General features: G+C 57.1%; 21 protein-coding genes. 5 read left to right on the top strand and 16 right to left on the bottom strand.

Features of this window, described 5'->3' with window-relative positions; all coding sequences use genetic code 11:
- Window positions 1-73: 73 nt before the first annotated feature.
- Window positions 74-1,021, top strand: a complete 948-nt coding sequence (locus P8935_RS13265) for a VOC family protein (RefSeq protein ID WP_348260773.1) — start codon at window positions 74-76, stop codon at window positions 1,019-1,021.
- 88 nt (window positions 1,022-1,109) lie between these two features.
- On the opposite strand, the gene P8935_RS13260 is transcribed toward P8935_RS13265, so the two are convergent.
- The 13 genes from P8935_RS13260 to P8935_RS13200 all read right to left on the bottom strand — a co-directional run bounded on the left by P8935_RS13260 (window position 1,110) and on the right by P8935_RS13200 (window position 14,567).
- Complete coding sequence (locus P8935_RS13260; protein WP_348260772.1) at window positions 1,110-1,583, bottom strand: hypothetical protein; 474 nt, start codon at window positions 1,581-1,583, stop codon at window positions 1,110-1,112.
- A 143-nt stretch (window positions 1,584-1,726) separates the two neighbouring features.
- Window positions 1,727-3,283 carry an NADH-quinone oxidoreductase subunit N gene (locus P8935_RS13255; RefSeq protein WP_348260771.1) on the bottom strand — a complete coding sequence of 519 codons (1,557 nt, stop codon included), beginning with the start codon at window positions 3,281-3,283 and terminating at the stop codon, window positions 1,727-1,729.
- A complete protein-coding gene (locus P8935_RS13250; protein ID WP_348260770.1) occupies window positions 3,280-4,788 on the bottom strand; it encodes an NADH-quinone oxidoreductase subunit M in 1,509 nt (502 codons plus the stop codon). Before P8935_RS13250 ends, P8935_RS13255 begins: the two co-directional genes overlap by 4 nt.
- A 6-nt stretch (window positions 4,789-4,794) precedes the next feature.
- A complete protein-coding gene (locus P8935_RS13245) occupies window positions 4,795-6,345 on the bottom strand; it encodes an NADH-quinone oxidoreductase subunit M (RefSeq protein WP_348260769.1) in 1,551 nt (516 codons plus the stop codon).
- Window positions 6,342-8,417, bottom strand: coding sequence for an NADH-quinone oxidoreductase subunit L (nuoL, locus tag P8935_RS13240; protein ID WP_348260768.1), 2,076 nt, complete (start codon window positions 8,415-8,417; stop codon window positions 6,342-6,344). Before nuoL ends, P8935_RS13245 begins: the two co-directional genes overlap by 4 nt.
- A 4-nt stretch (window positions 8,418-8,421) precedes the next feature.
- The gene (gene nuoK / locus P8935_RS13235; RefSeq protein ID WP_348260767.1) at window positions 8,422-8,739 is read right to left on the bottom strand and encodes an NADH-quinone oxidoreductase subunit NuoK; all 318 of its coding nucleotides are present in this window, start codon (window positions 8,737-8,739) and stop codon (window positions 8,422-8,424) included.
- The gene (locus P8935_RS13230; RefSeq protein ID WP_348260766.1) at window positions 8,736-9,266 is read right to left on the bottom strand and encodes an NADH-quinone oxidoreductase subunit J; all 531 of its coding nucleotides are present in this window, start codon (window positions 9,264-9,266) and stop codon (window positions 8,736-8,738) included. Before P8935_RS13230 ends, nuoK begins: the two co-directional genes overlap by 4 nt.
- 111 nt (window positions 9,267-9,377) lie before the next feature.
- The gene (nuoH, locus tag P8935_RS13225; protein ID WP_348260765.1) at window positions 9,378-10,553 is read right to left on the bottom strand and encodes an NADH-quinone oxidoreductase subunit NuoH; all 1,176 of its coding nucleotides are present in this window, start codon (window positions 10,551-10,553) and stop codon (window positions 9,378-9,380) included.
- A complete protein-coding gene (locus tag P8935_RS13220) occupies window positions 10,550-11,362 on the bottom strand; it encodes a 4Fe-4S dicluster domain-containing protein (RefSeq protein ID WP_348260764.1) in 813 nt (270 codons plus the stop codon). Before P8935_RS13220 ends, nuoH begins: the two co-directional genes overlap by 4 nt.
- Window positions 11,363-11,499: 137 nt before the next feature.
- Window positions 11,500-12,702 carry an NADH-quinone oxidoreductase subunit D gene (locus P8935_RS13215; protein ID WP_348260763.1) on the bottom strand — a complete coding sequence of 401 codons (1,203 nt, stop codon included), beginning with the start codon at window positions 12,700-12,702 and terminating at the stop codon, window positions 11,500-11,502.
- A complete protein-coding gene (locus P8935_RS13210) occupies window positions 12,699-13,388 on the bottom strand; it encodes an NADH-quinone oxidoreductase subunit C (RefSeq protein ID WP_348260762.1) in 690 nt (229 codons plus the stop codon). Before P8935_RS13210 ends, P8935_RS13215 begins: the two co-directional genes overlap by 4 nt.
- A 31-nt stretch (window positions 13,389-13,419) precedes the next feature.
- Window positions 13,420-14,034, bottom strand: coding sequence for an NADH-quinone oxidoreductase subunit B (locus P8935_RS13205; protein WP_348260761.1), 615 nt, complete (start codon window positions 14,032-14,034; stop codon window positions 13,420-13,422).
- A gap of 161 nt (window positions 14,035-14,195) precedes the next feature.
- On the bottom strand, window positions 14,196-14,567 hold the full coding sequence (locus P8935_RS13200) for an NADH-quinone oxidoreductase subunit A (RefSeq protein WP_348260760.1): 372 nt from the start codon (window positions 14,565-14,567) through the stop codon (window positions 14,196-14,198).
- Window positions 14,568-15,088: 521 nt separating this feature from the next.
- On the opposite strand from P8935_RS13200, the gene P8935_RS13195 reads away from it, so the two are divergent.
- Window positions 15,089-17,467 (top strand): tetratricopeptide repeat protein, encoded by a 2,379-nt coding sequence (locus P8935_RS13195; RefSeq protein ID WP_348260759.1) that lies wholly within the window; start codon window positions 15,089-15,091, stop codon window positions 17,465-17,467.
- Between the two features lie 213 nt (window positions 17,468-17,680).
- Here P8935_RS13195 and P8935_RS13190 read toward each other — a convergent pair whose 3' ends face one another.
- Window positions 17,681-18,496, bottom strand: a complete 816-nt coding sequence (locus tag P8935_RS13190; RefSeq protein ID WP_348260758.1) for an enoyl-CoA hydratase — start codon at window positions 18,494-18,496, stop codon at window positions 17,681-17,683.
- 79 nt (window positions 18,497-18,575) lie between these two features.
- The gene (locus P8935_RS13185; RefSeq protein ID WP_348260757.1) at window positions 18,576-20,036 is read right to left on the bottom strand and encodes a hemolysin family protein; all 1,461 of its coding nucleotides are present in this window, start codon (window positions 20,034-20,036) and stop codon (window positions 18,576-18,578) included.
- A gap of 394 nt (window positions 20,037-20,430) precedes the next feature.
- On the opposite strand from P8935_RS13185, the gene P8935_RS13180 reads away from it, so the two are divergent.
- Both P8935_RS13180 and P8935_RS13175 read left to right on the top strand, forming a co-directional pair.
- Window positions 20,431-21,633 carry an efflux RND transporter periplasmic adaptor subunit gene (locus P8935_RS13180; RefSeq protein ID WP_348260756.1) on the top strand — a complete coding sequence of 401 codons (1,203 nt, stop codon included), beginning with the start codon at window positions 20,431-20,433 and terminating at the stop codon, window positions 21,631-21,633.
- A gap of 453 nt (window positions 21,634-22,086) precedes the next feature.
- The gene (locus P8935_RS13175) at window positions 22,087-22,917 is read left to right on the top strand and encodes a DUF4097 family beta strand repeat-containing protein (RefSeq protein ID WP_348260755.1); all 831 of its coding nucleotides are present in this window, start codon (window positions 22,087-22,089) and stop codon (window positions 22,915-22,917) included.
- Between the two features lie 211 nt (window positions 22,918-23,128).
- Here the strand turns inward: P8935_RS13175 and P8935_RS13170 are convergent, their stop codons facing one another.
- Window positions 23,129-23,857, bottom strand: a complete 729-nt coding sequence (locus tag P8935_RS13170) for an HAD family acid phosphatase (RefSeq protein WP_348260754.1) — start codon at window positions 23,855-23,857, stop codon at window positions 23,129-23,131.
- A gap of 167 nt (window positions 23,858-24,024) precedes the next feature.
- Here P8935_RS13170 and P8935_RS13165 point away from each other — a divergent pair, with 167 nt between their 5' ends.
- A complete protein-coding gene (locus P8935_RS13165) occupies window positions 24,025-24,753 on the top strand; it encodes an HAD-IA family hydrolase (protein WP_348260753.1) in 729 nt (242 codons plus the stop codon).
- Window positions 24,754-24,898 lie beyond the last annotated feature (145 nt).

The raw sequence follows: 24,898 nt of genomic DNA, 5'->3' as shown, positions 1-24,898 counted from the left end.
AAAAACTCCGTCAGCGACCCTGACTTCCAGCCCGAGAATCGCGGACCCGGGCAATTTTGGAAGGAAGGTGTCTATGGCAAACTCAAATCTTCCCGAGCGCCCCTCGCTCGAACATCTCAAAAAACTCGCTAAAACCCGCTTGCAGCAATTGCGCGTGAGCGATCCTGACGCGCAGCTCGCAACTGCTCTTCTCCATGTTGCCCGCGAGCAGGGCTACCCTAGCTGGCGCGCTTTGAAAGCCAGAGTCGACGCACAACCTAAGGCCAAGAAGATTGTTAATCCGGTCATGCGATTTCTCGCCACCGCAAACATTGAACGTAGCATCGCCTTCTACCGCGATGTCCTCGGCTTCGAAGTGAAACAACATCAGAGCGGCTACGAAGCAACTCTGGGACCCGCTCGTATCGAGATTGGGAAAGAAGCATTCGCGCCGGGCGACTTGAATCTCAAAAACCCTCAGCCTCCGGGCTCGACAATCATGTTCCTTCAATCCCATGATGTCGTCGCAACGCACGCAGCCATCCGCGCTCGCGGTGCATCACCCAGCGAAATCCAGAAAGTTAACTGGATCAAGATGCGCATGTTTGAAGTCCGCGATCCCGACGGGAACGTCGTCTGGTTCGGCCAGAGCTATCACCAGGGGCAGGACTCCCCGAGCCGCCGCGACGCGCAACCTCACGGCATAAGACGAGCATTGCCAGAGTTGCCTTTTGACAATGTGGCCGCAGCCGTCGATTACTATCGCGATATTTTGGGATTTCGCATCAACTATCAGCAAGACGATCTCGGCGTCATGGATCGGGATGCGATCACAGTCTTATTGATCGCGCGTACCGAACAGCATAAAGGCATAGGATCCTTCGGAACCTATGTCTCAGATGTAGACGCGCTTTATGCGGAATTGCTCGCCAGGAACGCCCACATCCTGGGTGAACCCGTCAGCTATCCCTGGGGCCTTCGCAATTTCTGCCTGCTCGACCTCGAAGGCAATCGAATCACGTTCTCGCAGACTTTCGAATGACCCCAGCTTCAGTTCCAACCCCTTGCCGAGTGCCCCAGGTCTCATCTTCGAGACCTGGTTTTCTTGAGACCTGAGCTTTCCACTACCTCTAGTGGTGTCCGCCTGGATGTCCGCCACCACCGTGATACCCCGGCAGTGCGTGTTCGTGCCCGGCATCATGCGGAGCCTGTCCCTCATGTCCACGCCCATCTCGCGCTTCGTTCCCACGAAAATGATTGAATGGTTCAGCTCCACGCTCAGGCAGCGGTCCATGATACCCATGGTGTGGATCGTATCGGTTATCGACGTGCCCGAAGAAACCCCGCGGCCCATGGAACCAGGGTCCTGCGCCCACGAAAACACCGCCCACAAACCAATCGGGGCCGTAATAGCCATACGGCGCGCAATCATAAGGCGGATAGTCAAAATATCCGTAAGGGCAGACCGGCGCGACGCCAACGCTGACTGAAACCTGTGCCGGCGCGACAGGCGCCCAACTCACTACGGCGGTCGCAAGCGCGGCCAACGCGAGCGCCTTCATTGCCGCGTACCGCAAGAATACGATGGTTTTCCCGTTGAGCATAGATTCTCCTTGATGATTTCAGACGGGAGAATCACGGTACAAGTTTCGCGCTAAATGTCTTATCGAGATGTTTTTTGAGGATAGAAGGTTGTCCGCTGACCGGCACCCCGAAGCGCACATCTTCAAGAGGAGAAAGGCGACGGCTACATCCCAGCGTAGAAGCTGCCCATCCAAGTCTGCAGCAAACCCGGCAGGCACCCCAACACCACGACCATCAGCGCAATCAGCAGCAGCACGCTCATCGTAATAGGGTTCGCCTTCACCGGCGCATCTATAACCGCCGGCATCACTAATACCCTCTTCAGCACCTGCAGATAGTAGTAGAGCGATACAGCGCTCATCGCCACCGCAAGCGCCACCAATCCGATTCCAACTCCACTCGGATAGACCTTGAGGACCGCCGCGAACAAATTGAACTTCGCCCAGAACCCAACCAATGGAGGAATGCCTGCCAGCGATAAAAACAGCACCATCATCACCGCTGCCAGTAGCCCATTGCGTTTAGCGAGCCCGAGAAACGCATCCATCCGGTCACTGCCGCCAGCGCGCTCTACGACCGCAACCGCGCCGAACGCACCAATCGTCGTCAACCCGTACGTAAGGATGTAGTAGAGAATCGCCTGCGCACTCTGCGAAGAATAGGAGAAAAACGCAAGCCCAAGCAAGATGTAACCCGCGTGCGCAATCGCTGAATACGCCAGCAGCCGGCGCACACTCGTCTGCGCAAGAGCCGCAAAGTTCCCGAGCACCATTGATGCCACGGCGAGCACAATCAAAATCTGCGACCACGCCGTCTGAAAGTCGCGGTAAACCGACTGCGGTTGCGGTTGCGTGTGAAAACGAACCGTTATTGAAACATGGCCGCCGTGCAATCCATCAAACACATGCCATGCCGCGGTGCTGATGCCGATCAGCAATGCAAAGCTCGCCACCTTCGAAACCGAAGCAATGAACGCAGCAGCCGGAGCAGGCGCGCCTTCATAGGTATCCGGCGCCCACAAGTGGAACGGCACCGCCGCCACTTTAAATCCAAGCCCCGCCGCAATCATCACCATCGCCACATACAACAGCGGCGCAACCTGAAGCGCATGGGGTCCGTAAAGCCCCAGGATGATCCGGTGCAGATTCGTCGATCCCGTCAGTCCATACAAATAGCTGAACCCGAAAAGCAGAAACGCCGCTGACATTCCGCCGAAGAGGTAATATTTCATCGCGGCCTCGGCGCTCTTTCCTGACCTCTTGGCGAACGCCGTCAGGATGTACAACCCCAGGCTCAGCAACTCCAGCCCCACGAAGATCACCAGCAGATCCTGCGCTGCTGAAATCAGCAAGCCGCCTGTCGCAGCCATCAACACAACCGCGACATACTCGCCCACATGCTGCGTGAAGTCCGACCCGACCAGCAGAAACAACGTGAGCACTGTCAGCGCCAGGATGCCTGCCTGCGCAACCGCTGTGTATCCGCCCACGCTCAGCATCAGATCCACACTGCCCGGATACGTCAATCCGCCATCGGCTTGAAATGGCAGTGCGACCAGCGCCGCTCCGCAGCCAATCACGCCGAACAAAACTGCCGACATGACACGCGTCTGCAGCGCAGCCTTGCGCAGGAACCCGAGATCCAAAACCAGCACCAGCAGAGCCGCAATTTCCAGTGCCGTCTCCGGCAGCGTCACTCGAAAGAGGTCTGCGTAGTTCATTGCATTCCTCCCGCAAGCAGCGCCTTCACGGCCGGCTCAATTGAATCCAGCAACACTCTTGGATACACACCCACAATCACCGTCGCCGCCATCAACAGCGCCGTTCCCGCAATCTCCGGCCACGTAATCGGATCAAACTTTGGCCAGCCCGTCTTCGGATGCTCCTCCGGCGTCGGCAGCCTGTCACTGAAGAATGCCTTTTGCAGAGCCCGCCACGTATACGCGACGCCTACAATAATTCCTACGCCCGCCGCAGCCGTCCACCACGGCTTCGCGATCCACGAGCCCACCAGCACCTGCAACTCTGCAACAAAACCCGAAAAGCCCGGAAGCCCCATCGACGCCATGCCTGCAATCACAAATGCCCATGCTGCAAATGGCATGCGCTTGCCCAGGTGCATCTTCTCGAGCTCGGCCAACTGCCGCGTGTGCGTGCGCTCATACACAATGCGCCCCACAATCGCGAAAAGCAGTCCCGCGATCACACCGTGCGAAAACATCTGCAGCACCGCGCCTGTCACGCCAATCTGTTTCAGCGTCACAAGACCGAGCAGCACAAAACCCATGTGGCTCACGCTGGAGTAGCCGATCACAAACTTGAAATCTGTCTGCGCCAGCGCCACCAGCGCCCCATACACAATGCCGATCACCGCTAGAATTGCAAATACATCGCGCCACGATCCGATTCCGGCGAATGACCATCCCCAGGCATCCATCCCATGCGGAAATAATCCAATCGCCACACGCAGGCATCCATACGCGCCCAGCTTCATCACCACGCCCGCCAGCAACATCGAAGCCGCAGTCGGCGCGGCCACGTGGCCTGTCGGCGCCCATGTATGAAACGGCCATAGGCCCGCGAGAATCCCAAAACCTACAAAGACCAACGGAAACAGCCACATCTGAGAGTTCACCGGCAGATTTGCATTCGCCAGCGCAACCAGGCCCGTCGAGTGGCTTCCTGAAATCGCGTACGCTGCCAGCAATCCGATCAGCACCATCGCCGATCCGACAAATGAATACAACGCCAGCTTCATCGCCGCATATTCGCGCCGTGTCGATCCCCAGATTGCGATTAGGAAATACTTGGGCACAATCGCAATCTCATAGAACACAAACAGCAAGAACAAATCGAAGCTGAGGAACACTCCATACACGCCGCCAATCAGCGCCAGAAAGAAAGCAAAAAACTCGTTCGTCCGCAGCTCAATATTCCAGCTGAACAGTACACCCGCGACTGCCGCCAACCCCGTTAGCAATACCAGCACGCGGCTGATCCCGTCCGCAGCAAGCGTGAAATGGATCCCCATCGATGCCACCCACGGCACATCGACAAGCGTCACGCGTCCCTGCCCAGCGCCTGCTACAAATCCTGCAACTGCAATCGCAAATCCCGTCACCGCCACTGCAAGCGCGATCCAACGCGCCAACGCCGCATTTCCTTTAGGGAGCAGCGCCAGCACCAGTGCACCGGCAAACGAGATGTAAATCGTCCAAGCCAACATTCGGTTTTAGAATCTCCAATGTGCCAGCAGATATTGCACCGTAGGATTCACATGTCCCACGATTAACTGCGGCACTACGCCCACTAAGAACATCAATCCAATCACCGGCGCCATTCCCAGCCGCTCTCCGCCATGCAGATCAGGAAATGTCGCCCACCGCTCCGGTACCGGGCCGGCAAATACCTTCTGAATCACCGTAAGAATCACTGCCGCAGTCACCAGCAATCCAAGCACTGAAAATGTCGCGGCAACCCACGACAGCGGAAACACACCGCGAAAGATCAGGAACTCACCAACAAATCCATTCAGTCCCGGCAATCCGAGTGATGAGAACAATGCAATCCCCATCAACCCTGCAAACACTGGTGCCGGCTTTCTCAATCCCCCAAAGTCATCAATCCCGCGAAGTCCGCCGCTGCGAAATTGGATCATCGCGATAAACCAGAACAACGCTGCGGCCGTCAGCCCGTGATTGAACATCTGTAGAATCACGCCATTCAGCGCCGCCGCCTGGCTCGTTCCCACTGCAACATTGGCGCCGCCCGGAACCGCAATTGCAAAAATTCCTAGCAGGCAATACCCCAGGTGATTCACGGATGAGTAGGCGAGCACGCGCTTCAAATCTTTCTGCGCCGCTGCAGCCCATGCGCCCATCACCACCGTGATCACCGCCAGCACCAGCAGCGGCGTCCTGATCTCTGCGATCTGCTCTCCAAATAGCGGCAATGCGATTCGCAGCAAGCCATACACACCCATCTTCGACATCGCACCCGTCAACAACATCGTCACCGGCGACGGCGCTTCAGCGTAGGCAGCAGGAAGCCACGTATGAAACGGCGCCATCGGTACCTTCACCGCAAATCCCGCCAGCACTCCGATGGCCAGCCACATCATGACGTGGCCGCCAATGATTCCCGAGCCCAGGTGCGCGGTTACCTGCTGCGCCAACGATCCGTTCGCCGCCATCGCCGCCAGGTCGCCAAACTCCATCGAACCCGTCGACAGGAAAACTGCTAGAAATGCCAGCAGTAGCGCGACGCTTCCCGCCATCGTATACACAAAAAACTGCGTCGCTGCCGGTCCGCGCTTCGGTCCTCCCCACAACTTGATCAGGAAGAACGCCGGAATCAGGCTCAACTCCCAGAACAAGAACCAGTGGAAGAAATTCAGCGCCGTAAACGATCCGAACAGACCCGCCTCCAGCAGCAGCACCAGAGCAAAAAACAATCCCGGCTCATGATGCACGCGGTGCGCGGCATCAATGCTCATCAGGGTTACGAGCGCTGAGAGCACCACCATCAGCGCGCCCAACCCATCCACGCCCAGGTGATATTGAATGCCAAGAGAAGGTACCCACGCCTTCAGCTCTACGAGCCCGATAGACCCGTCTCCCGGCACATGCAACCAGATCGCGAGTGAAAGTACGAAAGCGAGGACACCTGTTACCTGGGCCACGGCGCGCGCATGTTTACCAGAGAAGAGCGCAATCACGGCGCCTGCAACTGGCAATATGGTAATGATCGTGAGCCACGGAATTCCGTTCGCCATTGCGTTCATGGGCGGACGCTCCAGATCAGAGCGGCCGCAAGTACCACCACTGCCAACGCCAGCAATCGCAGATACATTTGCCCGCGCCCGCTCTGCACACGCGCCAGCAATCCACCGCCCGTTGCAATCTCTTCGCAGCCCTTGTCAAACGCGCCGTCAACGATGTTGGCGTCGAGGAATCGATTGAGTCGCGCCCATCTGTTGAACAGGAAGGTGACAGTGGAAACCATATCTCCCCAGATATCACGATCGACCCAATCCGCAACCTTCGCCCACCACGCGTAGAACGCGATCACCGTGGCACCATAGAGTTCATCGATATAGAACTTGTCGCGCAAGACAGTCCACACCGGCGGCATCGCTTTCTCCAACGCATCCGGCTCTTCCGCCGCTGGCGACTTTGCACCGTAGATAAACCATCCCAGACCAAGTCCCGCAAGTACCACCACTGAAGATGTCAACATCAGCGCCATCAATCCGGGTTCGTTAAATCCTGCAAAATCCAATTTCGCTTCATGGCCATCGAGGAATGCTCTGAACCACGGCCACGCGGGCGTCCCAATCGCAGCCAGCGTCACCGCAAAGAACGCCAGAATCGCCAGCGGCATCGTCATGACCCGCGGACTTTCATGCGCATGGCCGTGTCCGCGATACGTACCGAAGAACACGTAGCTAACCTGCCGCGTCATATAAAACGCCGTCAGCAACGCGCCAAAAACCAGCATGTAAAACGGAGCCTTCGCCACGCTCCAGTGCTGCGCAGCCTCCAGAATTCCGTCCTTGCTCCAGAACCCAGAGAAGACCAGCGGAAATCCGCACAGCGCCAGCATGCCGATCCCATACGTCAAGAACGTCACCGGCATCGCGCCTTTCAGCCCACCCATCTTCCGGATGTCCTGCTCTTCGTGCGCCCCGTGAATCACCGAGCCCGCGCCCATAAACAACAGCGCCTTGAAGAACGCGTGCGTGATCAGGTGAAACATGCCCACCGCCACGCCGCCCACGCCCAGCCCCGCCATCATGTAGCCAAGCTGCGAAACCGTAGAGTACGCCAGAATCCGCTTGATATCGTTCTGTGCGACTGCGATCAACGCGGCAAACACCGCCGTCGACGCACCCACCCACGTCACTACGGTCAGTGATGTTGTCGTTCCGCCTGCCGGCATTCCAGCAGCCATCAGCGGATACACGCGAGCAATCAGGTAAACACCAGCAGCCACCATCGTCGCCGCGTGAATCAACGCCGACACCGGCGTCGGACCTTCCATCGCATCAGGCAGCCAAACATGTAATGGAAGTTGTCCGCTCTTGCCGGCTGCTCCAGCAAAAATCAGAAGACCAATCGCACCCGCAGCCGTAAGTCCCCAGCCGGAGTGATGCACCAGCAATCCACCCAGCGCCAGCGGTTCGATCGATCCCGCGCCATGGTCATAAAACAAGAGCGTTCCAGTCTGCGCAAACAACCACACGATACCCAGCAGAAAAAATACATCCCCTACGCGCGTCGTTAAGAATGCCTTCTTCGCCGCCGCAGCCGCCGACGGTTTCTGATACCAGAACCCAATCAACAGGTATGAAGTGAGCCCCACAAGTTCCCAGCACATGAAGAGCAGCAGAATGCTGTTCGCAATCACCACGCCCAGCATCGCTCCCGCAAACAAACTCAGAAAACAGAAGAAGCGTGTGTAGTTCTCGTCGTGCTCCATGTAACCGGTTGAGTAGATAAAGATCAGCAGCCCGACAAAGGTGACCATCACCAGCATCACCGCCGCCAGGGGATCGAGCACCCATCCCAGCTCAACCTGTGTCGTGCCGACTTGGATCCAGCTGAAATTCACGACCTCGCGAATTGCATATCCGTGCGACCAGCCACTCAGCACATGCGCAAATGCCGCCAGCGCCACCAGCAATGAAAAGCCTAGCGAACCAATTGCCAGCGTCGATGAAAGTTTCTTCATCGGCTGCTTCAGCAACGCGATCACGCCCGCAGCCAACATCGGCACTGCAGGAATGAGCCACAGCCACTGCGCAACAAGACTCGCAGTCGTGTGGGGGATGAAGGATACGTTCAGGTCTAGCACCGGCTCACCCCTTCATCCTGTTCATCTGTTCGACGTCCGTTGTCTTCGCGTGGCGATAAATCGAAATCACCAGGCCCAAACCCACTGCAGCCTCGGCCGCCGCCACCGCGATCGAGAAAATCGCAAACATCATCCCCGTCAACATCTCCGGATGCGGACCATATCGCCAGAAAGCAATCAAATTCAGATTCGCCGCGTTGAGCATCAGTTCAATCCCTATCAACACCAGGATTGCGTTCCGCCTCGTCAGGGCACCCGCCAACCCGATCGCGAAGAGCAAGGCTGCCACGAGCAGGTATCCAGTCAGGGGATTTGCCATCACTTGCCCTCTTTCTCGTGCATGGCCACAATCACCGCGCCCAGCAGCGCCGCCGTCAGAAGCACCGCGACAATCTCAAGGGGCAACACATACCGCCCCATTAACGCCTGCCCAATCTGGTTCACCGTCACTTCCGGTGCAGCGGATTCGTTCGAAAGCCACGGCCCAGCCTGGAGCACCACCCAGCCCAGCATCGCGAATACCGCAGCCGCGATTGCCAATCCCGTCAGCCACGTCTTTGAAAACACACCTTCCTTTGGAATCTCCGACCCGCGCGTCAACAAGATGGCGAACACCACCAGAATTGCAACCGCGCCCACGTAAACAAGAATCTGCGCGAAGCCCGCAAACTGCGCATCCAGCCGTAAAAACAGCAATGCCAACCCGAGAAACGCCAGCGTCAGCGCCAGCGCGCAGTGCACCAGGTTCTTCAGCAAAACGGCTGCCAGCGCGCCACCCACGGCCACAGCCGATATCAGATAGAAAACAATTCCCACCGCCAGCCGCTCCTTCCCCGCAGACTCGCGCAAAAATCTGTTGAACTCCGGCCCGGGCTTCTTAAACTAGCAATACCGTGGGTGCCCCACCCATGCGCGGTTTGTATCGCGCATGGGTGGGAAAGCACTAACCTCACGCGCCCCTCACTCGGCATACCGATACGCCCTCGGGCCGAAATGCTTTCTCCGCATCTCCGCGCTTCCCATCACCGCGTAAGCCAAAATTAAGATCCCCGAACAAATTACCCACCGCAGAAGCCCATCACCCAGAAACCGCCACAAGCCCGCTACAAACAAATTCAGCAGGCACATCGGCAGTACAAACTTCCATGCAAAGTTCATCAACTGATCCTGCCTGAGCCGAGGCAGCGTCCCGCGCAGCCAGATAAACACGCACATCGACACAAACAACTTCCCGAAGAACCATATCCACGATGGAACCCACTGCAAAGCCGCTAGCGGCGCCGTCCATCCGCCGAGGAACAATGTCGATCCCAATCCTGAGATCGAGAACATCGCCACGTATTCACCCAGGAAAAACAGCGCAAACTTGAATCCCGAATACTCCGTGTGATACCCGGCCACCAGTTCCGACTCGCCTTCCGGCAAATCAAACGGCGATCGGTTTGTCTCGGCCGTTCCCGCAATTGCGTACATCAGGAATCCCGCTAATCCCCACGGCGTAAAAATGAACCAATGCGGGAACCCATAACTGTAGTGGTTCTGCGCCTCCACAATCTTCACTAGCGAAAGCGACCCTGTCATCATCACGATCACCACGCTCGACAACAGCAGCGCCACTTCATAGCTGATCATCTGCGCCACCGCCCGCATTGCGCCCAGCAGCGAATATTTGTTGCGGCTTCCCCACCCTGCCATGAAAACCGACAGCTCCGACGAAGCACCCATCGCAAAATAAAACAACAGGCCGGCATCCATATCCACCAGCACCATGTTTTTGCCCATGGGCATCACCGCGAAGCCCATGAACACCGTCACCACGAGAATCACCGGCGCCAGAAAATGCACCACAGCGTCCGCGCTCTTCGGAACAATGTCTTCCTTGGTCAGCGACTTGATGCCGTCTGCCATCGGCTGCAGAATCCCATAGGGCCCCACGCGATTCGGTCCCAGCCGGTTTTGAATGCGCCCTACGCCTTTGCGTTCCAGCACTGTCGTCAGCGCAAACAGCGCCGGATATAACCCAATGATGCAGACGACGCTGATGATCACGCCCACCGGCGTTTGAAAGCTCGCAGGCAGGTAGCCAATAATCCAATGCTTCAATAAAACAAAAATTTGGTCGAGCCTGTCGATCATGCTTTCGGCTCTCCTTCAGTCGTCTTTGCGGGCTCACTTGTTGTTTTTTTCTCCGCCTCGGTAATGGGAGCCGCTCCATCTGTTCCCGTTCCTGCCACCGGCTTCGGCGCTGCTGGAGTAGTCGCCGCAACAGGCGCTGCATTCACCTCCGCAGCCTTCGGCGACGAAGCTTGTGTCACCGGTGCAACAGCAGGCTTCGCAACCGCCGGAACAGCCGCAGCCGCACTCGCCGGTTCAGCAGCCTTTGTCGCTGCTGCTTGCGTGGCTGCCTTCGCCTTGGCCTCAACCTTGACCTTTTCCGCCGCCAGCCTCGCATCCACTTCGGTCGCTTCAGTCGGATGGATCGTGTGATAGTACTCGTTCGATTTCGCCAGCTCATGCCGATCCAGCAGCAGCCCGCCAAAGCGGTCCGTCGTTGCCAGTTCAAACTCCGTGTTCATCTTGATTGCTTCAAACGGACAGACCTCAACGCAAATCTGGCAGCTCATGCAAACAGAAATATCAATATCGAATTTAGCGGGATAGATCTGTGGCTTACCGACGTAGTCCGGCTTCTTATCCTTGCTCTTCTCGATATAGATACACTTTGGCGGACACTCCTTCTCGCAGATCTGGCAGGCTACACACCGCAGCCCCTTCTCCCAGTCGTTGCCGTCGTAGACCAGAAACGGAAAGTTACGTGAAGCCTCCGGCAGCGGCAGCCGCACCTCCGGATATTCCACCGTCGTCATCCGTTCCTTCGAGACAAAGCTCCCGGCAAAATTTCGCGCCGTCTCGGCCAGTCCCTTAAGAATTCCTTCACCCAGCATTAAAAACAGCTCCTAGCTTCTAACTGCTAGCTCCTGGCTTTTTCGAGCCGCAGCTTCTTGCATCCAAAATCACTTCCATCCAACCCGGCGGCATGTGCCTCAAAACCAGCTAGTAGCTAAAGGCTAGAAGCTAGTAGCTATCTATCAACCTCACCAAGCACAATATCCACACTTCCAAAGATCAGCACCACATCTGCCACGTTCGACCCTAGGCACATATCTTCCAGCACCGTGAGATTGATCAAGCTCGGCGGCCGCACCCGATACCGATAAGGATTCGGGCTTCCATCGCTGATCAGATAAAATCCCAGCTCGCCCTTCGGCGCTTCAATGCGCCCGTACGCCTCGCCCGCCTTCGGCCTGAAGTTCCTGATCTTTGCCTTGGGATCCATCACCGGTCCGCCCGGCAACTCCTTCAGAGCCTGCTCCAGGATCGAAATCGATTCGCGCATCTCTAGCATGCGAACCATGTATCGATCGAAAATATCGCCGTGATCGCCAAGAGGAACCCGAAACTTGAAGCGGTCATAAATCCCGTAGTGGTCCACCTTGCGTATGTCATAATTCACGCCGGATGCCCGCAGCATCGGCCCGCTGATCCCGGCATTTACCGCAAGTTCCGGCTTCAACACCCCGATTCCCTGGCAGCGCGCCATCAGGATCTCGTTCGTCATCAAAAAGTTCTCGAACTCATCGATGAACTTCGGCAGCGCGGCCACAACCTTGCGCGCGCCGTTCAGCCAGGCTTCCGATGCGTCCACGCGGCATCCGCCAAAGCGCATGTAATTGCACATCATGCGCGAGCCGGTTAGGCTCTCAAACAAATCCAGAATCAATTCGCGCTCGCGAAACGCGTACATCAGCGGAGTGCCGCTTGCGCCCATCTCCTGCAACAGAAACCCAATCGTCGAAGCGTGATTCTGAATCCGCGTCAGCTCCGCCAAAATCACCCGTAGATACTCCGCACGCTCCGGAACCGTTTGACCAACCAGCTTTTCAACTGCAAGCGCATACGCCCAGTTGTTTGAGAGCGAGCAGAAATAATCCAGCCGATCCGTATACGGCATCGACGCCAAATAACTCTGACCCTGCGCGAGCTGTTCGTGATTGCGGTGCAGATATCCAAATACAGGCTTCAGCCGGATCACACGCTCGCCGTCCAGCACCACATCCATCCGGAACACGCCGTGTGTCGAAGGATGATGCGGCCCCATGGCCAGTTCCAGCAACTCGCTGTCGCCTTCCGTCTCAATCACTGGAGGCCGATTCCACCCATCCAGTTTTTCTGATCGCGCCAGTCGCGCCGTCACGTTGCCAAGGTCGGTCGATGAGGAACTCATTCCTTCACCTCCCCCGCTGCAACTTGCGCCCTGTGCGCCTGTGCGCGTTTCAGTACATCATCATGTGCGGTCGGCTCGTATTCGAAATCGTCCGGCTCCACATAATCGCGGCGCATCGGGAAATCCTTGAACTCATCCCACATCAAAATACGTCGCAGGTCCGGATGCCCGGTAAACACAACCCCGAAAAGATCGAAAACTTCGCGCTCCTGAAATTCTGCCGATCGCCAGATCGGAGTGAACGAGGGCAGATTCACCTTGTCAGTCCGGTTCGCCGTCCGCATTCTCAACACCACCGGCCCATGCTTCTTCGCAACCGAAAAAAGGTGATAAACGGTTTCCAGATATCCCGGCTCCGTATGCTTGCGAGTCTCCTCAACCGTCTCGTCCACCATCTGAACCTGGCCCGGATCCCCGCCTTCCACCGGCTTCGCGACCTGCCGCGTCACTTTAACTTTTTCTGCGATCTCTTTATCCAGCCAGTCCACTCCGGTCACATTCGAAAGAAAATCAAGCGCCAGTTCACCATCATCGCGGAGGAACCTGGCGATAGCGATCGCATGTTCGGCGTCGATCAACAGAGACTGCTGTGCGCTGGGGCTGGGATTCGGCAACATCGTCACCGATGCCCCCGGTACCGCCGCCAAAATCGCCGCCTTGATCTCTTCAACCGTCTTCAACGCCATTCAGTCCCTAGTCCCTGCGTCTCTTATCTGTTCACTTAATAATCGTCGGCACTGTCCACACGCTCGGATTCGACGGCGGATCAAGATCGTGCTCACCAAACTCCGGCACCGGAAATTCCCCTTGCGCCTCTGCGTCCAGATGCCGCGGTCTTCCTTCGCCCGTCAATGGCTGCGCATCAATCTTCTTCTGCAACGTCATAAACGCCTGAATCAGCGCCTCAGGCCGCGGCGGGCACCCGGGAATATGCACATCCACCGGAATATACCGGTCGATTCCCTTCAGCACGTTGTACCCCTGCTTGAACGGGCCACCTGAAATCGCACAAGCCCCCATCGCAATCACATAGCGCGGCTCAGCCATCTGGTTATAAAGCCGCACCACCTGCGGAGCCATCTTCTTGGTAACCGTTCCTGAAATGATCATCATGTCGGCTTGCCGCGGCGACGGCCTGAAAACCTCCGACCCAAATCGTGCCAGGTCATAGCGCGCCATCGTCGTCGCGATCATCTCGATCGCGCAGCAAGCCAGTCCAAACTGCATCGGCCAGATCGAACTCCGCCGACCCCAGTTGTAAAGCTCCTGAAGAGTCGTAACGACGATGCCCTGCTTGCCGAGTTCGATCTTCAGCTTTTCGTCAACCGCCATGAATCGCTCCACTCAACGCAAGTGATCAGTGAACAGAGTTCAGTGATCAGTCAAATCAACTACCAGACTTCTCGGTGCCAAGTGCCTCGATCCGGCTCCGGCGCTCTATCATCTTCGCTGGCGCGGCTACGACCGGGGAGACTGACCGCTGATCAGTGCTTTCATGCCCACGTCAACACACCCTTAGCCCAGGCCCAGGCCAATCCCTCAATCAGCAGCAGCACAAATACCATCATCGACAAACATGCCGCCACGCCCAATCCCGTAAACGCCACTGCAAACGGCAGCAAAAAAACCGCTTCCACATCGAAAATCAAAAAAATGATCGCGTATAGGTAGTAGGCAGAGCGAAATTGCATCCAGGCATCGCCCTTCGACTCCAGCCCGCACTCGTAGATCGCATTCTTAATCGCATTCGGTTTGGCCGGCGAAAACACCCTCTGCCACAGCCACGCAAGGCCCAGCGGAGCCAGCCCGAACCCGAGCGCGGCAACGAATAAAACTGCGAGAGAGAAATAAGGACTGGAGGCCATCTAGGGCGATGTGATCTTACTCAACAACCGTACCAGTTTCAGCCCCGATTTGGCTAAGTGGATGTGCGCTGCATCACCCCGTCCAAGCCCAATATCCGTCCATTCATCCCACTCTATGAACCGCTCGCTGAAAGAGTCAAAGAATCGCCTCACCCGCACATCGGGTCGACCCCCGCCCACGCGAATTGTGATCGTCCGCCAGCTGGACTATGTTGTCCCAAGCGGAACTGCTTGGCGACCTCTGAACCACACTCATACCTCTGCAGTGTCATCCTGAGCGGAGCAGCTTGGGGCCCCAACATGGTTGGGGGGAAAGCGGAGCGAAGGATCTGCTTTCCCGTCCGCCGGCATTCACCGCATCGCAGCCTCCCCAATGTCCTTTTGATCTCACGGCACCTCCACCTTTCGATGGTGGACATCCCATGCCCCGCCCCTGTTACCGTTCAATTGTTCCCCGCAGCTTCTGACACGACCCGCGGGGCCATATCAATCGTCGTTCCGGAGCCCGTTTCAAGATGTTTATGTCCTCGCCGCGTCGCTGGGCACTCACCGTATTGCTCCTCGCCCTGCCCCTCGCGGTCAGCGTGGTCGTCCACGCCGCCACTCATTCTGATTCCTCGGCCCCCGCTCCAGCCATATCCGCTCCCGACCAGCCCCCCGCCGCCTATACCGCCAGCATCCACGTCACCGGCCCCACCACCCAGTTTCATGACTCCGTAGCCCTCCGCTACAACTACGCTTTCGGCAAGGAATCCCCCTTCCTACCCTCGAACGCCATGACCGTCAATGGCCAGTTCGTCAATCCGCGCAATGTGCTCAATGCCGAATACTGCGGCCATTGCCACCAGGAGGCCTACCACCAGTGGCGCCAGTCGGTTCACTCCAACAGCTTTCGCCAGCCCTGGTATCTGAAGAACGTGAACATGCTCATCGCTGAGAAGGGTGTCCAGTTTTCACGCCACTGCGAAGGCTGTCATAATCCCATCGCCCTCTTCTCCGGCGACCTCTCGCAGGGCATGCCCAAAAAGCGCCCCTTCGAGGATGAAGGCATCACCTGTTCTGTATGCCACGCCATTCAGTCAACCGACACCACTGGCACCGGCAGCTATGTAATGGGTGTGCCCGCTGTTTTGGTCGATGAAAAAGGCGCGCCCGTCACCCGCACCGTCTCCGACTCCGAAATCCTCGGCCACCTCGATCGCCATAAACAGGCTGTGATGCGCCCGCTCCTCAAGACCGCCGAATTCTGTGCCGCCTGCCACAAGGCCACCATCACCCGCTCTCTCGACGACTATAAGTTCCTTCGCGCCTTCACCGTCTACGACGAATGGCAGGGCGCCAGTTTCACCAAACAGTCCCCCCTCCCCTTCTACCGCAAAGACACCGTCTCCACCTGCCAGACCTGCCACATGCCCCGCCAGCCTCTCCCCGCCAACGCGCAGGACGCAGGCGCCAAGGACGGCACGCTCGTCTCGCATCGCTGGCTGGGCGGCAACAGCCTGAACGCTGCCTACTACAAATTTGATGAGCAATCGCAAAAGCTAGTCGACTTCCTCAAAAACGGCATCGACGGCAAAGGCGTACTCAACGTCGACATCTTCGCACTGGAGAAAGAATCGCCCGCATCCGCTTCACCAACCGATGACAACTCGTCACCCTCCAACGCGCCTCTGATCGCCCCTCTGGGCCTCGTGCCGTTCTCTGTCTCCCCAAGCGAAACCCTGATCGCTGACGTTGTGATCCAGAACAAGGGCATCGCGCACTCCTACGTTCCCGAGCAGCGCGACTTCTACGAATCCTGGGTCAACTTCACCGTCAAAGACAGCACCGGCAAAGTAATCACTGAATCCGGATTCATCCAGCCCAACGGCGATCTCGATCCCTCCGCGCACTCCTTCACTAACCGCCTCGTCAACACCAAGGGCGAACTCAACGCGCTCCACGAGATCTGGCACAACCGCGTGCTGGCATACAACAACACCATCCAGTCCGGCCGCTCGCAGCTCGTCCGCTACCGTTTCCGCCTGCCCAAGGCCATCTCTGGCGGCGTCACGATCACAGCGACCATCAAATACCGCCGCTTCGATCAGCGCTTCATCGATTTCGCTATCACTCAAACGGGCGTGAAGGAACCGAAGCCGTATCCACAGCCTGTCCTCGAAGTCGCATCGGCCACACGCATGCTCAGCATTGGCCCGAACACCCCCGCCGCTGCCCAGCCAGGCGAAAATCCAGAATGGATGCGTTGGAACAACTACGGCATCGCGCTCCTCGATGCATTCCAGTACGAAGCATCTGTCGGCGCATTTGAACGAGTTGCCGCGCTTCGCCCCGACTACGCCGACGCCTACACCAACATGGCCGTTGTCGAAATCTCGTGGGAGCGCTACAACGACGCCAAGCCGCATCTTGAAAAAGCACTCTCGTTGCTACCGGGCGATCCCCGTGCACTTTATTACCGCGCTCTCGTCGAACGCAACGCCGGCCAGATTCAGGAAGCCATCACCGACCTGCAGGCAATGCTCGCAAAATATCCGTTAGCCAAAGATGGCCTCCGCGAACTCGGCTTCTCCTACTACCAGGCGCACGACTATCCCAAAGCCCGCGAGCAATACGAGAAACTCCAGGCGATCGATCCCGATGACCTCGCCGCGCACTACCAGCTCGCCATCCTCTACCGCCGCCTGGGCGAAAAAGAAAGGGCCGCCATCGAGTCAGCTAAATTCGCCGACCAGAAAGACGACCCCACAGCCAGCACTTTTGCTTTAGAGTTCCTGCGCAAACATCCTGAAGTCGCCAGCGAGTCAGTAGTCTGGCACACCCACGATCTAACCGGCGACCCGATTAAGCAGCCCACCAAGATCGAATACAAATACATCCCCGGCGCCGGCGGCTTCTAAGAAAATCGTTCCACAGCCTTGTCATCCCGAGCGGATTGCCTTGGGAAACCAAACTGTCGTCCTCTACACCAACCACTTCTCAGCCGTGTCATCCTGAGCGGAGCGGCTTGGGGCCCATCCGCGCACTGCGCGGTGGGGTAAGCGCAGCGAAGGATCTGCTTTTCTTGCTGCACACCGGCCACCATGAACGACCCAAAAACAACTAAAGTGGCTTTAAGAATCCTGGCAAAGTCCTACCCACGACGTTGATGCCTCGGCCCCCGTCCAGCGCGCCGCGCGCTTCTCAAGAAATGCGGAGATCCCTTCCTGTGCATCATCAGCGATAGCATTCTTGCTCATCACTTCCTGCGCATACGCGTAAGCTCCAGGCTGCTCGAGATCAATCTGAGCGTAGAATGCCTGCTTGCCCAGAGCCACCACAACATCGCTGGCCACGGCAATACGATGCGCAAGCTTGAGCGTCTCGGCGCGCAACTCGCCCGAAGAAACTACACGATTCACCAATCCCCATTCTGCCGCCGTCCGCGCGTCGATCGATTCTCCCGTAAGCAGCATCTCCAGAGCGCGTTTTCGTCCGATAGCGCGACTGACAGCCACCATCGGTGTCGTGCAGAACAGCCCGATCTTCACTCCAGGCGTGGCAAATGTCGCTTCTTCCGATGCGATAGCCAAGTCGCATGCTGCTACCAGCTGGCATCCCGCTGCAGTCGCAACACCCTGCACCTCGGCAATCACCGGCTGCGGAATCGATTGCACCTTCGCCATCAGCTCAGTGCAAACCCCAAATAGCTCGCGGTAATCGTCCAGTGAGCGCCCCACCATTTCAGAAAGGTCATGGCCGGAAGAAAAGGCTCTCCCCGCAGCCGCCAGAATCACCACGCGAACATCGCGCCGATTTCCGATCGCATTCAGGCAGTCGATCAGCTCTCGCATCAGCGCCAGCGAAAGAGCGTTTCGACGCTGCGGCCGGTTCAGAGTAACAATCGCGATGCTTTCTTCGGTGCTAAAGGAGATGTTCTCGTAGCTCATCCCATGATCGTAAGCCCGCGTACGATTCGGATGGAAGATTCGAATCGCTTGTAAAAACGTTAATCCGTCGAAATAGAGTTCAAGCTGTCGGTGTCACCGTCGACTCCGACGCTTCGAGCTTGTCGACACGAATCTTGGCAATGCGTCGCCCTTCCATCTCCAGCACGCTCAGGCGGCGTCCGTTGTATTCAACTGATTCGCCGCTGCGTGGAATGTGCCCGAGCCGCGCAAGCATAAAGCCCGCAAGTGTTTCGACTCCGCCATCGCGCGGCAGGCTCCATTGCATCTGTGTTTCAAGGTCGCGGAGGTTCGCGCTGCCCTCGAGCACCAGCGTTCCTTGCGCGTTGGCAAGAACTGGACGGGCAGGATCGTCAAACTCGTCCTCAAGCTCTCCAGTCAACTGTTCGATCGCATCTTCAGCAGTAACCAGACCAACGGTAGAACCGAATTCATCGACCACGATAGCCATCTGACGACGACGTTTCTGGAATTCGCGCAAGAGTGCCAGCGCAGACTTTGTCTCGGGAACCACAAGAACTTCGCGCATCACCTGCCGCAGTCGAAGTTCCATGAACGGCAAGCCGAGTTGTGGACTGCCGGGTCGCACAGGAACGGCATCACTCTGTGCAACCGGGCTTGCGACCGGCTGAGGTCCGGGCGGGCGCTCCTTCGGCTTGGGCCTGAAAAACATGAGCCGCGCAAGGTCTTTGGAGTAAACAACCCCAATAATGTGCTCCGGCCCAAGGGTCTCATCGTAGACCGGCACACGCGAATTCATGTGCTCAATGACCTGCGCACTCGCCTCCTCGAGCGGCATGTTTGACGGCAGCGAAAAAATGCGCTGGCGCGGCGTCATAATCTCGCGCACGGGAACATCATCAAGCTCAATTGCCCTGTGAATAATCGTTTCCTGAAAGCGCGGCAGCAGCCCCAGACGACGGGCAGCAGTCGTGATGAGTTTGAGTTCTTCTGGCGAATGGACTGCTGCGCGTTCCGTCATCGGAATGTCGAATCCACGCAGGAGGATGGCAGCGGAGCTCTTAAGGAGGCGCACTGCAGGGCGAGCCATTCGCATAAAGATCAACATCGGCGGAGCAACGGCTACAGCAAGCGCTTCGGCCCGGCGCAGGGCGAGCGACTTAGGCACCAGTTCACCAACAGTGACATGAAAGTAGGTAATGATGGCAAATCCGATGGCCACTGCGGTGACCGAGGCAACTTGGGCGAATAGGGCCGCGTGCGCAGGCGGCTGCGGCAGCAGGTCAATCCAGCCTAGAACGACATTTGCGGCCAGCGGTTCGCCGATCCACCCAATAGCCAGGGAGCAGAGAGTTACCCCAAGCTGCACGGCGGGCAGGAAATACTCAAGTTCATGCTGAAGCCGACGGACCGCACGCGCGCCGGGTACCTTGGCTGCGAGCAGTTGCTCGATGCGCGTATCGCGGGTACTCACCATGGCAAACTCAGCGGCCACAAAGAAAGCGTTGGCCAGAATCAGCATGGCGACGGCGACAACCTGGAGAAGCGGTAAACCGTGCATCCCGGTTGTGAGGATAGCATTCTGCGGTGGTTAGCTTCTCATCGCGATTGATGAGGCAGCCAGACAACCGAATATTCTTCTCCCCTCGCGGATGGGTTCGCAGATTGTCGTTCAGTCGTCCCAAAGCGCTCTTATTTATCAGTTAGGTGCTTCCGAAGACCGGGTCAGCCAAGTCACAGACATGTCTGGAACTAACCTTACCCGCGGTACGTATCAGGTTGCAGCAGGCAGCGGACGAGATTTGGGTTCATAACGCCGCCAGCTTATTCATTTGGAAATCAAATTGCTGGTAATTAGCACAGGTTTCCAGCTTTTATCCGCGAATAAGCGGTCAAGTTCATCCGGTATTCATCATTAGGGAGCGAGAGCTCTTGTTGGTACTTGGGGGTGCTCCATGGCTTCACGCAAAAGCAAAAAAATCTGGATCTGGATCGGCTCACTCGTATTGCTGGTTATTGTCGTGATCGGCGTTGGCGCAGCACGCCTGGTCCGGACCACCAATATCGATCCGAACCGCATCGCCAAAGTGCAGCGCGGAGATGTGCTGCGTTCGGTAGTCGCAACAGGAAAAATTCAACCCATCACCAAGGTTGAAGTCAAAAGCAAGGCCTCAGGCATCGTGACCAAGCTGTATGTGGACATCAATAACAAGGTTCACAAGGGACAGCTCCTGGCACAACTCGATCAGCAGGAGATCGTCGCACAGGTCGAGGCACAGCGTGCACAGCTTGCCGCGGCACAGGCGAACGTCGCCACCTACGAAGCGAATATCGAGCAGGACAAAGTGAATGCGGCCGCGCCAGATCTGCCAATGTACAAGGCAACCCTCGATCGCAATCAGCAACTGTCGAAGGAAGGCATCGTAAGCCACCAGGCGCTGGACGATGCGAACAAGGACTACCTTGCCGCACTTACGCGCCGCGATTCCTCAAAAGCACAAATCGGCGTAGATACAGCGAAGCTGAAACAGGCAAAAGCACAGGTGGCGCAAAGTCAGGCGAGCCTGAAACAGCTTGAAGAGCAGCTCAACTACACAACCATCGTGGCGCCGATGGATGGAACGATTCTTTCGCGCGATGTAGAGATGGGTGATGCGGTCAGCTCCATTCTCGTGCTGGGCTCAACCGCCACGCTCGTGATGACGGAAGGCGACGTGAACCAGGTCTACGTGCAGGGCAAAGTCGATGAATCCGATATCGCGCACGTGTATATGGGACAGCCGGCACGGATCAAAGTGGAGAGTTTCCGCGATCGAGTCTTCAACGGCAAAGTGACCAAGATTGCTCCTCTGGGCGTGGAGAAGGACAACGTAACCACGTTCGAAGTGCGCGTCAGCATCGACAATCCCGGCGGCGAACTAAAGGCCAACATGACTGCCAATGCCGAGATCATGCTCGACGAACACAAGCAAGTACTGATCGTCCCTGAAAATGCCGTCAGCTATGACGCGCAGAAGAATGCGTTCGTACAGGTTCCCGACAAAAATCAAAAAGACGGTACGCGCAAAATAGCCGTCGCCGTAGGCCTCTCGAACGGCTCGCAGACCGAGATCGTCAAAGGATTGAAAGAGGGCGACCAGGTCGTTCTGCAGCAGTAGGCAGCAGTTGTCAGTTCTAAGTTTGCTACTTTGTGCTTCCGAGGAGCCGCTTTTTCGTTAACCAACGTAAGGTTTGAAACGTCATCCATGTAGCATGGCGGGCACATGAAGAAACCAGTGCGAAAAATCAGCCTCGTTCGACTCGCTCAATTGCCTTGGACGGAATGTTCAACGGCGCACAAGGGTGTCCATAAACGGACATATGCAGGCTGCGTCATCGCCAGCGCATTAGCGCCTGAATTGAAGAATCATAAGAAGTTGCAGGTATATGCGCCTTTGGCAACGCGCATGCTCATTCCTTATCAATGGAGCGCGATTCCCTCCCCCAGTATTTAAGGGCCGCGTCCCGGAACAATCGACCTAACAAGGTCGGAGGAAACGATTCGGAACCATTCACTTGCGTCCGAATTTCGATCTCCGACCGCTGAACCAGATTTGAATCGAGGAACATTCATGAAGCGTTTTGTGTTAGCAGCAGCAATTCTGGCCATGGCAGCGATTCCAGCTCTGGCCAATGAGGCGACATTCGAACGAAACCTGACTGTCAACGGGCACGTGGAGCTGACCGTCGCTACGGGGTCCGGGCATATTCACATCACCCACGGTTCCGGAGATCGCGTGCACATCTTCGGCCGCGTCAAATCAAACTGGGGCGGCAACGAGCAGAAAGTTACCGAGATCGCAAACAATCCGCCGGTAGAGCAGACGGGCAATATCATTCGCATCGGTCAGCGCCACGAGAACTACCACAACATCAGCATCGACTACGAGATTGAAGCGCCGGCGAATTCGTTCCTCGAAGCCAACTCCGGTTCGGGCGACATCAACGATGACGGCGTCGGCGAGAACGCAAAGCTGGGCACAGGCTCAGGCACAATCCACGCCACCGGATTGCAGGGCGGCTTTGTCGCCAACACCGGATCAGGCAACATCTATGCTGAGCAGATCGGCCAGGGCGACGTGAAGGCGCAGACTGGCTCCGGCAACGTGGAGTTGAAGAATCTGCATGGCAGCCTGCACGGCGGCACGGGCTCCGGCAACATCAAGGTCTCGGGCACACCGTCTTCCGATTGGAAATTGGAAACCGGTTCAGGCAGCGTCGAATTCTGGGCTGGCAACGCCGGATTCACACTGGACGCATCGACAGGGTCGGGCAGTGTTCACACGGATCAGGAGATGGCGGTGCAGGGATCATTTGATAAGCACCACATCGTCGGCAAAGTGCATGGTGGCGGGCCCACAGTCCGGATCGAAACTGGATCGGGCGACGTTCGGGTGCATTGAGTTTTTCAGAGTGTTGTGCGATCGGGTCTAGGTGGACTGGGCCGATCGAAGCGTGCATCTAAAGTTCGTTCCTCAGGCGAGGCTTCGGAGTTCTGGCATCAGACCGCGATGACAAAGCTCAACCTCCTGGGAGGCCTCGCCTGCCTTTTTCCTCCCCTCCCCCTCCCCCTTACCATCGGCCTATCTGGTTTCAGCCCGCACAACTTCCTGACTACTTGATGAAGTAATACGGATCCGGATACTTCACGGAAAACTCTGCTGGATTCACGCCTCTTAAATCGCTCCACTGATCCCCGACATTAAGCACGATGTGGAATTTCGTGGCAACGATCCCTCGCGCCGCAGACTTGTATTGCTCTGCCGTCAGCTTTTGTTGATCGGGCCTTCGCATAATCAGCCGCTCCCACCTATCGAAACCCCGTAGACGAAGATTTGCTTCCGATGAAGCGCGCTGTGTCTCCGGCCTGCCGGTAATAAAGATGACGCTCACGCCCAGCTCTTCCGCCGCTTTGAAAATGCGAAGCGTTCCCGGAATCGCCGGCGCCTGCGCCGATGCAACCCACGCATTGAAGTCTTTGCTGTTGTATTCAAAGTTGGCCGCACTCATTTCGGCCCAGTTTGAGAGCGCTGTTTCATCAATATCCAGAATCACGGCCAACTTGTCGTTTGCCTTCCGGTGCGCCACACGCAAGCGCAAAAACTTAATTGCGCGATCAGCCTGCTGATCGAGATCTTTCGCATAGCAGCCTGCCGCACCGGCGCAATCGTGATATTGCCGCAGCTCCGTCTTCAATGCGTTCACGCGATCAAGCAGCGGCCCAAGATTGGGAATACTTTCGCTCGCAACTGTTGGCGCAGTTACAGGCGCGTGCTGCGCAGTCAGCGTTAATGAGAACAAAGCAAATCCGACAAGAACCAAGGCAAGTCTCGTTCTAAGCATGACGTTATCCTTCAGGAAAACTGCAATCAGCAAGTTTAAACGAGTGGTGATCTGATTTTGCTCAGGCCAGGACAACGCAAGTTGAGGCCGATTCCCAAGTCTGACCCGCGAGACCGCTGCATCCCATACGTCAACACCATCACACAAGCTCCCGTTACACTGGAAGTATGATTCGGGTTCTTCGTCCGGTGCCTGTGGAGCAGCTGAAGCTGCTGGTATTTGATCTCGATGGCACGCTCATCGATTCCGCGCAGGATCTCTGCAACAGTGTGAATGCGACGCTGGAGAATTTTGGCCGCCCGCATCTCTCCGATGAAGTGATTGCGGGTTACATCGGCAACGGAGCCCTCATGCTGATCCGCCGAGCATTTGCCGCAGATGACGGCAAGGAACCCAACGAAGAACTCCTGGCCGAAGCCTACAGGTTTTTTCTCGACTACTACCGCGAGCACAAGCTCGATTACACCTATGCATATGAAGGCGTTCTCGAAGCTCTCGATGCGCTCCACAAAGTGTATGACCAACTCAACGTACCCGCCCGCAAGATGGCAGTCCTCACCAATAAACCGGTTCGCCCCGCGCAAGCGATCTGTGAGGCACTCGGCCTCGCCCCCTTCTTCCTGAACATCTACGGCGGCAACAGCTTCCCCACCAAGAAGCCCGATCCCGAAGGCCTGATCGCATTGATGAAAGAGGCCGACGCAACGCCGGAGCAGACAGTCATGATCGGCGACAGCCAGGTAGACGTACTGACGGCCCGCAACGCCGGCGCATGGTGCATCGGCTGCACATTCGGGCTCGCCCCAGGCAGCCTGGAAGCCATTCCGCCTGACGTGCTGGTGGATACACCTGCAGACTGGACAGCCGCCTTGAGTCCTGCGAAAATCGATTTATAAGGGTGCCCCTCACATAAGACCGCACCAGCGCCTGAGGCGTGGAGTTAGATTGCGGTCAAAGATCGTCTCGAAGCGGAAGACCACGAGACAAGTGTCTTCTGGCATCGACATTCGCTGGCCACGAATGTCCATCTTTTCGCAGAAG

This window comes from Telmatobacter sp. DSM 110680, assembly GCF_039994875.1.
Lineage (GTDB): Bacteria > Acidobacteriota > Terriglobia > Terriglobales > Acidobacteriaceae > Telmatobacter.
The sequence above is the reverse complement of the archived record's forward strand: the minus strand, read 5'-3'. Positions and strand labels throughout refer to the sequence as shown.

Bases quoted from the DNA above. Each gene is read 5' to 3' on its own strand.
- P8935_RS13265 (WP_348260773.1), top strand. From the start codon at position 74: ATGGCAAACTCAAATCTTCCCGAGCGCCCCTCGCTCGAACATCTCAAA.
- P8935_RS13260 (WP_348260772.1), bottom strand. From the start codon at position 1,583: ATGCTCAACGGGAAAACCATCGTATTCTTGCGGTACGCGGCAATGAAG.
- P8935_RS13255 (WP_348260771.1), bottom strand. From the start codon at position 3,283: ATGAACTACGCAGACCTCTTTCGAGTGACGCTGCCGGAGACGGCACTG.
- P8935_RS13250 (WP_348260770.1), bottom strand. From the start codon at position 4,788: ATGTTGGCTTGGACGATTTACATCTCGTTTGCCGGTGCACTGGTGCTG.
- P8935_RS13245 (WP_348260769.1), bottom strand. From the start codon at position 6,345: ATGAACGCAATGGCGAACGGAATTCCGTGGCTCACGATCATTACCATA.
- nuoH (WP_348260765.1), bottom strand. From the start codon at position 10,553: ATGATCGACAGGCTCGACCAAATTTTTGTTTTATTGAAGCATTGGATT.
- P8935_RS13220 (WP_348260764.1), bottom strand. From the start codon at position 11,362: ATGCTGGGTGAAGGAATTCTTAAGGGACTGGCCGAGACGGCGCGAAAT.
- P8935_RS13215 (WP_348260763.1), bottom strand. From the start codon at position 12,702: ATGAGTTCCTCATCGACCGACCTTGGCAACGTGACGGCGCGACTGGCG.
- P8935_RS13210 (WP_348260762.1), bottom strand. From the start codon at position 13,388: ATGGCGTTGAAGACGGTTGAAGAGATCAAGGCGGCGATTTTGGCGGCG.
- P8935_RS13205 (WP_348260761.1), bottom strand. From the start codon at position 14,034: ATGGCGGTTGACGAAAAGCTGAAGATCGAACTCGGCAAGCAGGGCATC.
- P8935_RS13200 (WP_348260760.1), bottom strand. From the start codon at position 14,567: ATGGCCTCCAGTCCTTATTTCTCTCTCGCAGTTTTATTCGTTGCCGCG.
- P8935_RS13195 (WP_348260759.1), top strand. From the start codon at position 15,089: ATGTCCTCGCCGCGTCGCTGGGCACTCACCGTATTGCTCCTCGCCCTG.
- P8935_RS13190 (WP_348260758.1), bottom strand. From the start codon at position 18,496: ATGAGCTACGAGAACATCTCCTTTAGCACCGAAGAAAGCATCGCGATT.
- P8935_RS13185 (WP_348260757.1), bottom strand. From the start codon at position 20,036: ATGCACGGTTTACCGCTTCTCCAGGTTGTCGCCGTCGCCATGCTGATT.
- P8935_RS13180 (WP_348260756.1), top strand. From the start codon at position 20,431: ATGGCTTCACGCAAAAGCAAAAAAATCTGGATCTGGATCGGCTCACTC.
- P8935_RS13175 (WP_348260755.1), top strand. From the start codon at position 22,087: ATGAAGCGTTTTGTGTTAGCAGCAGCAATTCTGGCCATGGCAGCGATT.
- P8935_RS13170 (WP_348260754.1), bottom strand. From the start codon at position 23,857: ATGCTTAGAACGAGACTTGCCTTGGTTCTTGTCGGATTTGCTTTGTTC.
- P8935_RS13165 (WP_348260753.1), top strand. From the start codon at position 24,025: ATGATTCGGGTTCTTCGTCCGGTGCCTGTGGAGCAGCTGAAGCTGCTG.